The following is a 14453-nucleotide window of genomic DNA, read 5'->3' on the forward strand; positions in this document are numbered from 1 at the left end:
AGCAGCACAATAGCGCCAACGTTTTCCACGCCAGCGCTACTAAAGCTGTTTTAAATTTAGATGACTGGACGATAATCTCGCCAATAGCCTATCAGCGTTTGATAATTTTGTTTCACTTGTGCGATCAACTCGGCATCATTTAGCTCACCTTGCAGCCAATGACGTGATGCCTGGCCGAAGATGGTGCGCCCGACAGCAAAACCTTTAACCCAAGGTGCTTTTGCCGCTGCAGCAAAGCCTGCTTTTAATATAGCTTCCGGCGAATCTAACCCAAGAATCAATACACCCCGGCAATAGGGGTCTTGAGTTTCAATCAGTTTACCTACTTTTTGCCAGTTTTCAGCGCTTAGCGGCGGCAGTTTCCACCAATCTGGTTGAATACCTAGCGCATAAAAATGTGCCATAGTTTCAATGTAATAACGCTCATCTTTGTCTTTATGATCTTCGGGTAAAATCACTTCCAAGAGTAACTCATGTCCTGACTTACAGCATCCACGGTAAACATCCTGAATCAGCTCATCCTGCTGTTGGCGCAGCTCCGCACTGTCTTTCGGATGATAAAATACCAGGCACTTCACGACATGTTCCAGTGGCCAATCAATGAGTTGGGAACCAATGTTGCCATGTTCAAGGCGTAATGGCCTTGAGCTGGGTAGCTCAACGGGGCGACCTATCCACCACCCTTGACCAGTAATGGTGTTGAGCGCTTCCTGGCCGTATGTGGTATCTGCCAGAATGCCACTTTTATGTTCCAGACCTGATTCTTGAGCCGCTTGCTGCGCAGCCTGTAGTAATAATGTCTTGAGTTTGGGGATACGCTCTTCACTCACACCAGCTTCACGCGCCATATCAGCCAATTGTTTGCGGTGATCAAAAGCAAACACGCAAAGCTCCGGCCACTGCTGTTTACGGGTGGTGACCCGATGCAAATGATTAAGACGAGCGTCGTGATCAGGGCGCGGAACAGAGTGCTCGCGACTGAGGTAATCGTCTAATTCAATTTTGGTTGGCATGGCAGGTGCGCAACCATGACGTGAAACAACCAGTGCGCCGCAGGCGTTGGCATAACGACAAGCTTGCTCCCAACTTTCATCATTAAGATAGCCGCGCAGTAAACCAGACATAAAGGCATCACCAGCCCCCAAGACATTGAGAACTTCAACGCGAACACCAGAATGGAGTTTGACCTGCTCCCAACTGGAGGGGATTGCACCTTCGAATACTGAACAACCTTGTGCTCCGCGCTTGCAGACCAGTGTCGCCTGAGTTGCTTTACGCACATTTTGCAGCGCTACCAGCGTATCTGTACTGCCCCCCGCGATATGGAACTCTTCTTCAGTACCGACAATTAAATTGAAATGATGCAGGACTTCTTGCAGTTGCTGAGTCACTTTTTCTGACTCAATAAAACGTGTTTCACCGTCGCCAAGTGAGGTCAAGCCCCATAATACCGGACGGTAATCAATATCCAGAGCAGTTCGTAGCCCATGCTTGTGCGCGTATTCCAGCGCTTTCAATACAGCGGCACGTGTATTTGGGTGTGAAAGATGTGTGCCAGTGATAGCCAGTGCTCGTGATGATGCAATATAAGACTCATCGATATCATCTGGCGTCAGGGCCATATCAGCACAGTTTTCACGGTAAAAAATCAGAGGGAAGGTTTCTTGATCTTTAATACCGAGAATAACTAATGCAGTTAGGCGCTGCTTGTCAGTAATAAGAAAACGGGTATCAGCTCCAACACGTTGTAATTCCTCGCGCAGGAAGCGGCCCATATGTTCATCACCAACACGTGCCAACATACCTGACTTCAAGCCTTGAATTGCTGTGCCGTAGGCGACATTACCTGATGATCCGCCCAAATATTTGGCAAATGTACTGGTATCTTCCAGCCGGGAACCAATCTGTTGCCCATAAAAATCGACGGCAATTCGCCCGATACATATGACATCTAGCACTTTGTGTTGTGTACCCATCCCCATTTCCTTCTTTTAAAACCTCGACAATGACCGATGAAATAAACCCGTAGTAACGTTTCTGAAATCAGTATGAGGAATAAATATTTCAACTTCAAGATTAAATGAAATTTATTCCCCGATTATGTGACCTGGCTAAAAGCCCGATATTACGCACGAAAATAGGGCTTAAACCCAAGGATAGTGCTCGTTATTGATGGTTTTATAAGCAGGAAATGGAAAGCATTTGTGAATAATATAAATTGATAATATCAATTAATTAGGCTCATTTACTGTTGGTTTTAAATAACGCTATTTCACGTGAGTTAATGCGAGTGTGCCGGTTTCAGTGTTTACCTGATTATTTGATCTTCATCGCAGAATGAAATGTTTCTTCTGTAATGTGATTTTATGAAAAAAATATTTGTTTATAATCCCTGCTATGTTTCACCTCACTGTTGTATCGCGCAAACAGAGCAAAGGATGAATAAATGAATAAAATTCGGCTAACCATGGCACAGGCATTAGTCCGATTTTTGGACAATCAATACCTGCAAGTTGATGGTCAGGAAATAAAATTTATCAAAGGCATTTTTGCTATTTTTGGTCACGGCAACGTACTGGGTGTTGGGCAGGCGCTGGAGCAGGATTGCGGCGAGCTGGTGGTTCATCAAGGGCGAAATGAGCAAGGAATGGCCCATGCAGCGACTGGTTTCGCCAAACAAAAACTGCGTCAGCAAATCTATGCTTGTACCTCATCTGTTGGGCCAGGCAGTGCCAATATGGTGACCGCCGCCGCAACTGCAACAGCCAACCGTATTCCCTTACTGCTGCTTCCTGGTGACGTATTTGCCTCACGCCAACCCGATCCCGTGCTCCAGCAAATTGAACAATCTCATGATCTAAGTATCAGTACTAATGATGCATTCAAGCCCGTCAGTAAATACTGGGATCGCATTACGCGGCCAGAGCAACTGATGAGTGCGTGTATTAATGCCATGCGGGTACTGACTGACCCGGCAGAGACTGGTGCCGTAACGCTGTGTTTGCCGCAAGATGTACAGGCTGAAGCTTATGATTATCCAGATTATTTCTTCCAGAAACGCGTTCATCGCCTTGACCGGCGACCTGCCAGTGCCGCCATGTTGGCTGATGCTATTGCTTTATTGACTTCGAAACGCAAACCGATTTTGGTCTGTGGTGGTGGCGTAAAATATTCACAAGCGGGTCAGGCATTACAACGATTTGCTGAATGTTTCGGGATACCGTGGGTTGAAACACAAGCGGGTAAAGGCACTATCAGCTCAGAACATGAATTGAATCTTGGCGGTATTGGTGAAACAGGTTGCCTGGCGGCGAATACCTTGGCGAAACAGGCTGATTTAGTTATTGGTGTCGGCACTCGCTATACCGACTTTACGACATCATCGAAATGGTTATTCCAGAATCCGGATGTTTCATTCCTCAATATTAATGTTAGTGCTTTTGATGCTGGCAAGCTGGATGGTTTACAGTTGCTGGCGGATGCGCGTGAAGCATTATCTGCATTACATCAGCAACTTGGTAGTACTGGTTATCAGGCTAATTGGGGCGGGGAGATTGCTCGGATGCGTGCTGAGCAATTAGCTGAGACAACGCGGGTCTATCAGGTGGAATACCAAACCGAGCATTTTACCCCTGAAATTAATGACCATTTGGATCGTGAGCAGGTCTTTGGCGAGTTTATTGATAAAACCGATTCTTTCCTGACACAAAGCCAGGTGCTGGGGGTTCTGAATCGTCAATTACCTCAAGATGCGGTCATTGTTGCGGCTGCCGGCAGCTTACCCGGTGATTTACAGCGGGTATGGCGCACAAAAGGCAGTAATGGCTATCACGTCGAATATGGTTACTCGTGCATGGGCTATGAAGTCAGTGCTGCGTTGGGCGTGAAGCTGGCGGAACCGAACCGTGAAGTTTACTCATTGGTCGGCGATGGTGCCTTCATGATGCTGCACTCCGAACTGGTCACCTCTATTCAAGAACGCTGCAAAATCAATGTCATATTGTTCGATAATATGACAAATGGCTGTATCAATAATCTCCAGATGGAACATGGTATGGACAGCTATGCCACTGAATTCCGTTTCCGTAATCAAGAAACTGGCCAACTAGACGGCGATTTTGTTCCGGTAGATTTCGCCATGTTGGCTGCTGCTTATGGCTGTAAGACATATCGAGTTGTTACGGAACAGCAACTGCTTGATGCATTGGCCGATGCCCGCTTGCAGACAGTTTCAACCTTAATAGACATAAAAGTTCTGCCAAAAACTATGGTTCATGGCTATCTGAGTTGGTGGCGAGTCGGGGTTGCTCAAGTATCTGACAGTGAAAAAACGGACGCAGTCGTACGGGAACTGGAAAAGAATATCGCCAAAGCCCGTGATTATTAATGCTAATTAAATGATCTGGATGTGAAGTCATAAAATGAGCAGGGATCACCTGCAAGCCAAACTTCATGAGGGAAATAATATGTCATTAAATATTGGTGTGATTGGGACAGGTGCTATTGGTCAGGATCATATTCGCCGCTGTAGCAAGGTGTTGCAGGGTAGCCGTATTGTCGCTGTGACCGATATTAATCACGAAAGTGCCACTAAAGTTATTCGTGACTTGGGTATCGAAGCGAATGTTTATGCCGATGGGTATGAAGTCATTAATGCCAAAGAAGTGGAGGCGGTGCTGGTCACCTCTTGGGGCCCAAGTCATGAAGAGTTCGTATTGGCGGCTGTTGCTGCGGGTAAATACGTATTCTGCGAAAAACCATTAGCTGTAACCGCTGAAGGATGTAAACGTATTGTAGAGGCTGAGGCGGCACAAGGTAAGCGCTTGGTTCAAGTCGGGTTTATGCGACCTTACGACCAAGGTTATCGCGCACTAAAAGATGTGATTACCAGTGGAAAAATTGGCGAGCCATTAATGCTGCATTGCGCCCATCGTAACCCGAGAGTGGGTGATAACTACACTACAAGTATGGCTATCACTGACACTTTAATTCATGAAATTGATGTGCTGCGCTGGTTATTAGATGATGATTATGTCTCGGTTCAGGTTGTTTTCCCGCGTAAAGCTAAACATGCTAAAACTCACCTAAGAGACCCGCAAGTCGTGCTATTCGAAACGGCAAAAGGGACGCGTATTGATGTTGAAATCTTTGTGAACTGCCAATATGGCTATGATATTCAATGCGAAGTGGTGGGTGATAGTGGCATTGCAAAATTACCGGAACCTTCTTCAGTATTGCTGCGTAGTGAAGCGCGGCTTTCAAATGAAATTCTCACTGATTGGAAAGATCGTTTTATTGATGCCTACGATGTTGAGTTGCAGGCCTTTATCAACGATGTGTTAGCTGAAAAACTCTCTGGGCCTTCCGCCTGGGATGGCTTCGCTGCGGCGGTTACTGCTGATGCCTGTATTGCTGCGCAGGAAAGTGGCCAGATTGTCCCGATAAGTTTGCCGCAACGGCCCGGTTTTTATGACAAATAATATCAATATCAGCTGCCTGTGCGTCAGTTGAAAAACTGATGCATAGTCAGATTTTTTATTGGCTAACGGGTCTATATCCAGCTTGCACTTATTTCATGTGAAACCGGGAGCACTATGAAGATTGCATTTGATGCTGATGTCATTAAAGAACTGGGTATCACTAAAATGGTTCGCCAAGTGGCGGAGTGGGGATATGACTATATTGAGCAGTCACCACACCCACAACTAAATCCGTTTTATAAGCACCCTAAAGCTGGCCGTGAAGTTGTCGCTGAGTATAAGAAAGCATTAAAGGAAACTGGGGTCGAAATATCATCTTTTATTGTGGTATATCGCTGGGCTGGGCCACTTGAAGCTCGGCGACAGGCGGCAGTTACCAACTGGAAGAGAATGATTGAAATTGCTGTTGAGATGGGCGTTTCTGTTATTAACACCGAACTTTCTGGCGACCCAAATGAGCCTGAAATTTGTGAAGAGATGTGGTATCGCTCAATGGAAGAGTTATTACCGATTATTGAGCGCGAAGGTATCCGGGTCGAGATTCAATCTCATCCGTGGGATTTCTGCGAAGAAAATAATGAAACCGCAGATTTAGTGAAATCACTACGCAGCGATAATGTGAAATACCTTTATAGCGTTCCCCATACATTTTTCTACGATAAAGGCAAAGGTGATGTCGCCAGTATGTTGCAATATGCTGGCGATGACCTTTCTCATGTATTGATTGCCGATACCATGAATCACACCAAACACTGCCGTTATATTATGAATCCACCCGGGGTTGATGCTGTTATTCATCAACATGTGGGTATTGGCGAGGGAGAGGTTGATTTCTCCGCGCTATTTCAGACTTTACGTGATATGGATTTTGCCAACCGGACGTTTAAAGTTGGTGGTGAATCCATTATTGCGACTTCTCTTTTTGGTTATCCGGAAAAAATGGTGCATCAGGCGGTTGCTACCCGCGAACGAATTGAACGCGAATTATTGGGTAAATAAAACCCTATAAACATCTGAGCATTAAGCACTATTTAAAGCTTGAATAAAGACTATTTTTTGCATTAAAGGACGGGCAATTAATCACCTTTTAATTGTATTCATCTGTACAAATTAGATGTATTGCAGAGGTTTATCATGAATAAAGATCGTGTGAAGTTGGCAATCGCTCCTATTGGTTGGACGAACGACGATATGCCAGATTTAGGCAAAGAAAATACCTTCCAACAATGTATTAGTGAAATGGCACTGGCCGGATTTATCGGCAGTGAAGTTGGCAGTAAATATCCACGAGATCCTAACGTATTGAAACCTATGCTTGAACTACGCGGTATGCAGATTTGCAATGCCTGGTTTAGTACTTTCTTTGCTGATGGTCAACGCGCTAAAACTATTGATGAATTTACTAATCACATGAATTTCCTCCATGCAATGGGGGCCAAAGTTATAGGCTGTTCAGAACAAAGTAAAAGTATTCAGGGAACCACAAAAGCTATCTTTGAAGAGAAGCCTTACTTTACTGATACTGAATGGCAACGTGTTGCAGAGGGCTATAACGAACTTGCTAAAATAGCGGCGACAAAAGGGATGCAGGTGTGCTTACACCATCATATGGGGACAGGTATTCAAACCACGGAAGAAATTGATCGTTATATGAGTATGGTTAACGACGATGTTTATCTGCTATTTGATACTGGGCATGCCTATTATTCCGAAGGGAGTCAGGAAGCGATGTTAGCTATTTTAGAAAAATACTTACCGCGTATTAATCATGTTCATCTAAAAGATGTTCGTGATGAGGTGGTCGCGGAAGTTAAAGCGAAAAAACTCAGTTTCCTTGATGGCGTGAAAAAAGGCACATTCACAGTTCCCGGTGATGGTGTTATTGATTTCCGTCCAGTGTTTAAATTGTTGGATGAAAAAGGTTATCAAGGATGGATGGTGGTCGAGGCAGAACAAGATCCTGCGATTGCTAATCCATTTGAATATGCAGTGAAAGCCCGCCGCTATATCAAAGAAACAGCGGGTATTTAGTAATATTTATCATCTTTCAAATTACCGGTGTATTTATTGCTTTGTATACCGTCGAGGTTTAGACCGTCACTACAGGGGATTAGCTATATCGCTTATCCCCTGTTGGCTAGACTGGTATTTTTATCCGCCCCATATGGTGAGCATCAACAAATTGGCCGTCACGGAAGGCATAGCATGGGCTGGTTCCTTCAATTTCAAAACCAAAGTTACGATAGAGGGCGATTGCTGCCAGATTATCAACAAAAACAGTTAGTTCAATACATTGTATATTCAACCAGTTATCACATAAGTCAATCATGGCTGCCATCAATGCACTGCCTACACCTTTCCTGCAAGAGTTAACATCAACAGCAATACCAAAAGTTGCCACATGACGTCGGCGTGCACGCTGATTTGCTTCAACAGTCAGTTGACCCACGATCTCTTCATCAATGCATGCTACTAAATTATGCATCCCGGCTGGTATTTCTTTGATCTTTTTAGCCCACATTTCAAGCGAAGGTAGAGGAAGTTGTAATGTGTCTCGATAAACCTGTGGATGAGAAAATAGCTGTTGCAAGGCGGGATAATCGCTGAATTCCACATGTCGTATCTGTACATTTCCCATAAATATACCCTTACTCTTACTGTTTGAATTACCTAATAAAATATCGTTTTATTTAGTGGAGTCAATAATATTGCAAGTGGCGAAAAAAAACACTTTACAAGTGAGAGTGATAATGATTATCATTGTCGTGCTTTCAGATGAGACCATCAAAGTTTAGGTGTTCGCATTACGAAGGCACGACATTGCTCACATTGCTTCCAGTGTTTACTTAGCCAGCCGGGTGCTGGCTTTTTTTTTGCCTGTTTTCCCGCTAATCACTTCAAACTCAAATCATTTGTCCTTTAACTTATTAATCAGTCGAATTTTTTGAACAGAGGAGTGAGTTTTTTGCGCTTTCATATTCTCCTACGACATCTAGACTAAAGAAAACGTTGAGGAGAACTGAACATGATTTATTTACGCAAAGCAGAAGAACGTGGCCATGCTAATCACGGTTGGCTGGACAGCTGGCATACCTTCTCATTCGCTGATTATTACGATCCAGAATTTATGGGTTTTTCAGCGCTACGTGTCATTAACGAAGATGTTATCGACGCAGGTCAGGGATTTGGTACCCATCCGCATAAAGATATGGAAATCCTGACTTATGTGTTGTCCGGTACTGTCGAACACCAGGATAGTATGGGCAACAAAGAACAAATCCATGCGGGTGAATTTCAGATAATGAGTGCTGGTACGGGGATTCGCCATTCAGAATATAATGGCCGCGATGACCAGCCGCTACATTTGTACCAGATTTGGATTATCCCGAATAAGACCGGTTTGGAACCTCGTTACGAACAGCAAATGTTCGATATTCCGCAAGGGCGGCAGTTGGTGCTATCTCCGGATGCCCGCGATGGCTCGCTAAAAGTGTTCCAGGATATGACGCTGTGGCGCTGGGCATTGAAACGTGAAGAGCAGTCAATTTATCAGATTCAGGCAGAGCGCCGTATCTGGATACAGGTCGTACGAGGCAATGTGTCTATCAATGGACACCGTGCTGGCACCAGCGATGCATTCGCTATCTGGGATGAAGCTGCTCTTTCTATTCATGCCGATGAAGACAGTGAAATCTTGCTGTTTGATTTGCCGCCAGTTTAAGTTTGATCTTCCTAAGTAAAAAAGGGTATGTGCATCGCGCCATACCCTTTTCTTTGCTAGAATGGCACCCCGTTTACTCTGCCTCAGTTCATTGATAATGAAGAAAAAAAGGCCAGTGCTACAAGACGTTGCCGATATGGTTGGGGTCACTAAAATGACCGTCAGCCGTTATTTGCGCAATCCAGAGCAAGTTTCTGCTGTGTTGCGGGAAAAAATTGCACTGGCGCTAGACGAACTTGGCTACATCCCTAATCGTGCTCCCGATATCCTTTCCAACGCAACCAGCCATGCTATTGGCGTATTACTGCCATCATTAACTAACCAGGTTTTTGCCGAGGTACTCAGAGGTATTGAAAGCGTGACAGATGCGCATGGCTATCAAACCATGTTGGCACATTATGGCTATCAGAAAGAACGGGAAGAGCAGCGGTTGACCTCGCTACTTTCTTACAATATTGATGGGTTAATCCTTTCCGAGCGCCATCATACGGCGCGTACCTTGAAAATGATTGAGGTTGCGGGCATCCCTGTTATTGAACTGATGGATTGTTCTTCGCCTTGCATTGATTTAGCCGTGGGTTTTAATAACTTTGAAGCCGCAAGACAGATGACTCAGCAGATTATCGCCAAAGGTCACCGCTTCGTAGTGTATTTTGGTGCGCGTCAGGATGAGCGAACGGTGATTAAGCAACAAGGTTATGAGCAGGCGATGCGAGAGTCCGGCTTGGAGCCGATGAGTGTGATGACTAGCCGTTCCTCATCATATTCAGCTGGGGCTGAGTTATTGCGCGAGGCTCAGGTGAATTATCCGCAGATTGACAGTATTTTTTGCACCAATGACGACCTGGCCATTGGCGCGGTATTTGAATGCCAGCGTCAAGGACTTTCTATTCCGCATGATATGGCGATAGCCGGTTTCCACGGGCATGATATTGGCCAGTCGATGGTTCCGAAACTCGCTAGTGTACTGACCCCGCGCGAGAGAATGGGGCAAATTGGTGCCGAGCGCTTACTGGCCCGGCTACGCGGAGAGGTGGTTACACCCAAGATGGTTGATGTTGGTTTCACCATTCTCCCCGGTGGCAGTATCTAAGTCACTGTTGTATATCACTAATGTTATATCACTAATGTTATATCACTAATGCTATATCACCATTGCTAATAACAGACAGCCAACCAATCCGCAGACCGATATAATGGTTTCCAGCACTGACCATGATTTGAAAGTCTCGACGATAGTCAGGTTAAAGTATTCTTTAAATAGCCAGAAACCCGGATCGTTGACGTGAGAGAAAATCACACTACCTGAACCCACTGCAATCACCATCAATTCAGGGCTAGCCCCGGTGGTAGCAATAAGAGGGGCCACAATCCCGCCTGCCGTAATGGCGGCCACAGTGGCAGAACCCAGTGCAATACGTAGCGCGGCTGCAATCGACCATGCCATCAGAATTGGTGATAGCCCGCTGCTGTTCATCATGCTGGCGATGTAATGGTCAACACCGCTGTCGACTAAAACCTGTTTGAAAGCTCCACCGCCACCGATAACCAATAGCATCATCGCAATGATTTTGATGGAGTCGGTCACCGTGTCCATCACCGATTCCATTGAACGGCCACGGTTTAAGCCAAAGGTGAAAATCGCGATTAACACGGCGATCAATGTGGCGATAACCGGGTCGCCCAAGAACTCGGCATAGGAGAGAACCGGGTGGCCTTTGGGCAAAATCATCTCTGCCACCGCCCGCATTGCCATCAAAATAACCGGCACCAGCGCGGTGCTGACACTGACGCCAAAACTTGGCATTTCTTCATCGGTAAATGTTTTCGGGTTATACAGCCCTTCAGGTACCGGTTTATCAATGCCTTTCAGGAAACGAGCGAATACCGGGCCGGCCAAAATTACCGTTGGAATAGCCAATAACGTTCCATATAACAGAGTTTTACCCATGTCGGCGTGGAAAATGGTGGCAATAGCGGTTGGGCCGGGGTGAGGGGGTAAGAAGCCGTGAGTCACTGATAACGCTGCGGCCATCGGGACACCCACATATAACAATGGAATACGAGCTGAAGCGGCGATACTGAATACCAGCGGCAACAACAACACAAAACCAACTTCATAGAATAGGGCAAAACCGACAGTAAAACCGGTGAGAACGACCGCCCACTGAATATGTTTTTTACCAAATTTATCAATCAGAGTAGTGGCAATTCGTTGAGCGCCACCACAGTCCGCCAGCAACTTACCCAGCATGGCACCGAAGCCCATAATGAGCGCCAGGCTGCCCAGCGTTCCACCGACCCCTGCTTTGATCGAGCCGACAACCTTGTCGACCGGCATCCCTTGCATAACACCCACCGCCAGAGCGACCAGTATCAGTGAGATAAATCCGTTGAGCTTGAAACGGATCATCAGTAACAGCAGCATGGCAACGCCAACCGCGACAATGACTAATGGCATAGTATTTCTCCATTTATTTAGAGTATATGTATCGCTTTTTATTATGGTTACAGTCAGCTGGAGCCAGCGTGATTGCGCGATTGAGTCCAATGACGATGTCTATCCGGTGTGATAAAAGTCACATCTCCATTTGTTACCGGTATCATGATACCGGTAACATGGTAAAATACGGAACCATAGCGAGTGGTAAAATTCCTATTCTGAGATAGAGATCAACATTATGGCAGGACGTAGCATTATCGTGATGGGTGTATCGGGTAGCGGAAAAACGACTGTGGGTGAAGCTGTAGCCCGCCGGATTCACGCCAAATTTATTGACGGTGATGACCTGCATCCCCGCGCCAATATTCAGAAAATGGGCAGTGGGCATCCTCTCAATGATGAAGATCGCATGCCGTGGTTAGAGCGCCTAAGCGACGCGGCTTATAGCCTGCACCACAAGAATGAAAGCGGCATTATTGTCTGCTCAGCACTGAAACGGCGTTATCGCGATCGGCTGCGAGAAGGTAACCCGGAAATGGTGTTTTTATACCTAAAGGGCAGTTTTGATGTGATTATGGAACGGCTAAAAGCCCGCTCCGGCCATTTTATGCCTACTGATTTATTAAAAAGTCAGTTTGAAGCATTGGAAGAGCCGGGGTCAGAAGAGCCGGATGTTATCTGTGTGGATATTGATGCAGATATTGATGAAGTTGTGCAGCGCTGTGTGTTGGCACTGGAAAAACAGAACTAATCATCGCGTGATGCAAACTGTTGGCAAAGTTGAATGAAGGGAATCGCCCCTTGGGTGCGTTAAACCCTTCACTCACCGAGCTATCAATAACTTTGCCGTCAACGGGCGCGTAAATTCATTTTGTCAGATACGCGCGCACGCCATCCAAAAACATCTGCGTTGATAACATCACCAAAATTAATCCCATCAGGCGCTCCAATGCGCTAACACCTTTACTACCCAATAAGCGCAGAAACAGATTCGACATCAGTAGAATCGCCGCAGATAAACCCCAGGCAATCATCAATGCCAGCACCAAATGGCTAAGCTGGTTAGGATATTGATGGGATAGCAGCATCAGGGTCGCCAGAATAGACGGGCCTGCCACTAATGGGATGGCGAGCGGAACCAGAAAAGGCTCTTCCCCGGCCGATAGCCCGGTAACACTGCTCTCGGGAGAGGGGAAAATCATCTTAATCGCGATTAAAAACAAAATAATACCGCCAGATATTGATACTGTTTCCGTACGCAAATTTAAGAACGCCAGAATCTTCTCGCCAGCGAACAGGAAAATCAGCATCAATATGAGTGCGATCAGCAATTCGCGAATCAACACCACTCGCCGCCGTTTAGGTTCCAGATGTTTAAGCACCGACATAAAAATCGGTAAATTACCCAGCGGATCCATAATCAAAAACAGCAACACCGTTGCCGCAATCATCTCTGTCATTATTACCTCAAAAAAATCAAAATAACTGGCGTTTCCCGCCAGTCAAAGTCACATATTAGGAAGATTGCTTTGAATCATTCTGGTATCGAATAATTTAACTTGCCACTTTGTCCATATTTTGTAAGGTGGTATCAGGTCTGTCCTCGTCAGTTTGCCGTATGCATCAGCAGCGATGCGAGACAGACATCCATTAATCGGTGTCACCTTCCAAGGCAGGGCAGTAAACATGAAAAACGTTGGTTTTATCGGCTGGCGCGGTATGGTCGGCTCAGTACTCATGCAACGCATGATTGAAGAACGCGACTTTGACGGGATCCGCCCGGTCTTTTTCTCTACCTCTCAACACGGCCAAGCAGCGCCCTCTTTCACGGGTCAGCAAGGTACGTTGCAAGACGCTTATGATATTGATGCGTTGAGTGCATTGGATATTATCATCACTTGCCAGGGGGGAGACTATACCAACGAAATTTATCCAAAGCTGCGAGAAACTGGCTGGCAAGGTTATTGGATTGACGCCGCGTCCTCTCTTCGTATGCAAGATGACGCAATTATCATTCTGGACCCGGTGAACCACGGTGTCATTCAACAGGGGCTAGATAAAGGTATCAAGACCTTTGCTGGTGGCAACTGTACCGTCAGCCTGATGCTGATGTCATTAGGCGGTTTGTTTGCTAATGATTTGGTTGAGTGGGCATCTGTTGCGACTTATCAGGCAGCCTCTGGTGGTGGTGCTCGTCACATGCGCGAATTGCTGACCCAAATGGGTATGTTGCACGCTGATGTGGCAAAAGAGCTGCAAGATCCCGCCTCGGCTATTTTGGATATCGAACGTAAAGTGACTGCGGCCACTCGCAGTGGCAAATTGCCGACCGACAACTTTGGCGTGCCATTGGCGGGTAGTTTAATTCCGTGGATCGACAAAGCGCTGGATAACGGCCAGAGTCGTGAAGAGTGGAAAGGCCAGGCTGAAACCAACAAGATTTTGAATACCGGCAGTGTTATCCCGGTTGATGGTCTGTGTGTTCGTATCGGCGCACTGCGTTGCCATAGCCAGGCTTTTACACTGAAGCTGAAAAAAGATGTGCCGCTGCCAGAAATCGAACAACTGCTGGCAACTCACAATGACTGGGTCCGCGTTATCCCGAATGATCGCGAGTTGAGTATGCGCGAACTGACCCCTGCTGCGGTGACCGGTACCTTGAATACTCCGGTGGGTCGTCTGCGTAAACTGAATATGGGGCCGGAATATCTTTCCGCCTTCACCGTCGGTGACCAATTATTATGGGGCGCTGCTGAACCACTGCGCCGTATGCTGCGAATTTTGCTGTAATTTACTTTCTAATCATGAT

The 14453-nt window shown here is 46.2% G+C and carries 12 protein-coding genes; 8 read left to right on the plus strand and 4 right to left on the minus strand.

Translation table 11 applies throughout. From position 1 onward, the window contains the following. Positions 1–56: 56 nt before the first annotated feature. Entirely contained in the window at positions 57–1976 is a 1920-nt protein-coding gene (iolC, locus tag ACF3VQ_RS00730; RefSeq protein WP_392433011.1) for a 5-dehydro-2-deoxygluconokinase, read from the minus strand. Between the two features lie 470 nt (positions 1977–2446). On the opposite strand from iolC, the gene iolD reads away from it, so the two are divergent. The 4 genes from iolD (at position 2447) to iolE (ending at position 7511) form a co-directional block, all read left to right on the plus strand. Then, positions 2447–4387: a 3D-(3,5/4)-trihydroxycyclohexane-1,2-dione acylhydrolase (decyclizing) gene (iolD, locus tag ACF3VQ_RS00735; RefSeq protein WP_392433012.1), complete on the plus strand. Its 1941-nt coding sequence runs from the start codon at positions 2447–2449 to the stop codon at positions 4385–4387. Between the two features lie 79 nt (positions 4388–4466). Next, on the plus strand, positions 4467–5480 hold the full coding sequence (locus tag ACF3VQ_RS00740) for a Gfo/Idh/MocA family protein (protein WP_392433013.1): 1014 nt from the start codon (positions 4467–4469) through the stop codon (positions 5478–5480). Between the two features lie 114 nt (positions 5481–5594). Beyond that, entirely contained in the window at positions 5595–6479 is an 885-nt protein-coding gene (locus ACF3VQ_RS00745; RefSeq protein ID WP_392433014.1) for a sugar phosphate isomerase/epimerase family protein, read from the plus strand. Between the two features lie 135 nt (positions 6480–6614). Beyond that, the gene (gene iolE, locus ACF3VQ_RS00750; protein WP_005174802.1) at positions 6615–7511 is read left to right on the plus strand and encodes a myo-inosose-2 dehydratase; all 897 of its coding nucleotides are present in this window, start codon (positions 6615–6617) and stop codon (positions 7509–7511) included. A 106-nt stretch (positions 7512–7617) separates the two neighbouring features. Here the strand turns inward: iolE and ACF3VQ_RS00755 are convergent, their stop codons facing one another. Next, on the minus strand, positions 7618–8118 hold the full coding sequence (locus tag ACF3VQ_RS00755) for a GNAT family N-acetyltransferase (protein ID WP_392433015.1): 501 nt from the start codon (positions 8116–8118) through the stop codon (positions 7618–7620). 387 nt (positions 8119–8505) lie between these two features. On the opposite strand from ACF3VQ_RS00755, the gene ACF3VQ_RS00760 reads away from it, so the two are divergent. Together ACF3VQ_RS00760 and gntR are read left to right on the plus strand one after the other, a co-directional pair. Beyond that, positions 8506–9201 (plus strand): pirin family protein, encoded by a 696-nt coding sequence (locus tag ACF3VQ_RS00760; RefSeq protein ID WP_005174799.1) that lies wholly within the window; start codon positions 8506–8508, stop codon positions 9199–9201. 97 nt (positions 9202–9298) lie between these two features. Further along, positions 9299–10294 carry a gluconate operon transcriptional repressor GntR gene (gntR, locus tag ACF3VQ_RS00765; RefSeq protein ID WP_005174797.1) on the plus strand — a complete coding sequence of 332 codons (996 nt, stop codon included), beginning with the start codon at positions 9299–9301 and terminating at the stop codon, positions 10292–10294. Between the two features lie 51 nt (positions 10295–10345). On the opposite strand, the gene gntT is transcribed toward gntR, so the two are convergent. Then, positions 10346–11662, minus strand: a complete 1317-nt coding sequence (gene gntT, locus ACF3VQ_RS00770) for a gluconate transporter (protein WP_392433016.1) — start codon at positions 11660–11662, stop codon at positions 10346–10348. A 220-nt stretch (positions 11663–11882) separates the two neighbouring features. Here gntT and ACF3VQ_RS00775 point away from each other — a divergent pair, with 220 nt between their 5' ends. Then, on the plus strand, positions 11883–12395 hold the full coding sequence (locus tag ACF3VQ_RS00775; RefSeq protein WP_019081569.1) for a gluconokinase: 513 nt from the start codon (positions 11883–11885) through the stop codon (positions 12393–12395). A gap of 115 nt (positions 12396–12510) precedes the next feature. Here the strand turns inward: ACF3VQ_RS00775 and ACF3VQ_RS00780 are convergent, their stop codons facing one another. Continuing rightward, entirely contained in the window at positions 12511–13104 is a 594-nt protein-coding gene (locus ACF3VQ_RS00780; protein WP_005174792.1) for a YhgN family NAAT transporter, read from the minus strand. Positions 13105–13330: 226 nt separating this feature from the next. Between ACF3VQ_RS00780 and asd the strand changes: the two genes are divergently transcribed. Next, the gene (gene asd / locus ACF3VQ_RS00785) at positions 13331–14434 is read left to right on the plus strand and encodes an aspartate-semialdehyde dehydrogenase (protein WP_392433017.1); all 1104 of its coding nucleotides are present in this window, start codon (positions 13331–13333) and stop codon (positions 14432–14434) included. The last annotated feature ends 19 nt before the right edge of the window (positions 14435–14453 follow it).

It is taken from the genome of Yersinia fenwicki (assembly GCF_043099325.1).
In the GTDB taxonomy this organism is placed as follows: Bacteria; Pseudomonadota; Gammaproteobacteria; order Enterobacterales; family Enterobacteriaceae; genus Yersinia.

Excerpts from the sequence above, each read along its gene's own strand:
- iolC (WP_392433011.1), bottom strand. The coding sequence starts at position 1,976 with ATGGGTACACAACACAAAGTGCTAGATGTCATATGTATCGGGCGAATT.
- iolD (WP_392433012.1), top strand. The coding sequence starts at position 2,447 with ATGAATAAAATTCGGCTAACCATGGCACAGGCATTAGTCCGATTTTTG.
- ACF3VQ_RS00740 (WP_392433013.1), top strand. The coding sequence starts at position 4,467 with ATGTCATTAAATATTGGTGTGATTGGGACAGGTGCTATTGGTCAGGAT.
- ACF3VQ_RS00745 (WP_392433014.1), top strand. The coding sequence starts at position 5,595 with ATGAAGATTGCATTTGATGCTGATGTCATTAAAGAACTGGGTATCACT.
- iolE (WP_005174802.1), top strand. The coding sequence starts at position 6,615 with ATGAATAAAGATCGTGTGAAGTTGGCAATCGCTCCTATTGGTTGGACG.
- ACF3VQ_RS00755 (WP_392433015.1), bottom strand. The coding sequence starts at position 8,118 with ATGGGAAATGTACAGATACGACATGTGGAATTCAGCGATTATCCCGCC.
- ACF3VQ_RS00760 (WP_005174799.1), top strand. The coding sequence starts at position 8,506 with ATGATTTATTTACGCAAAGCAGAAGAACGTGGCCATGCTAATCACGGT.
- gntR (WP_005174797.1), top strand. The coding sequence starts at position 9,299 with ATGAAGAAAAAAAGGCCAGTGCTACAAGACGTTGCCGATATGGTTGGG.
- gntT (WP_392433016.1), bottom strand. The coding sequence starts at position 11,662 with ATGCCATTAGTCATTGTCGCGGTTGGCGTTGCCATGCTGCTGTTACTG.
- ACF3VQ_RS00775 (WP_019081569.1), top strand. The coding sequence starts at position 11,883 with ATGGCAGGACGTAGCATTATCGTGATGGGTGTATCGGGTAGCGGAAAA.
- ACF3VQ_RS00780 (WP_005174792.1), bottom strand. The coding sequence starts at position 13,104 with ATGACAGAGATGATTGCGGCAACGGTGTTGCTGTTTTTGATTATGGAT.
- asd (WP_392433017.1), top strand. The coding sequence starts at position 13,331 with ATGAAAAACGTTGGTTTTATCGGCTGGCGCGGTATGGTCGGCTCAGTA.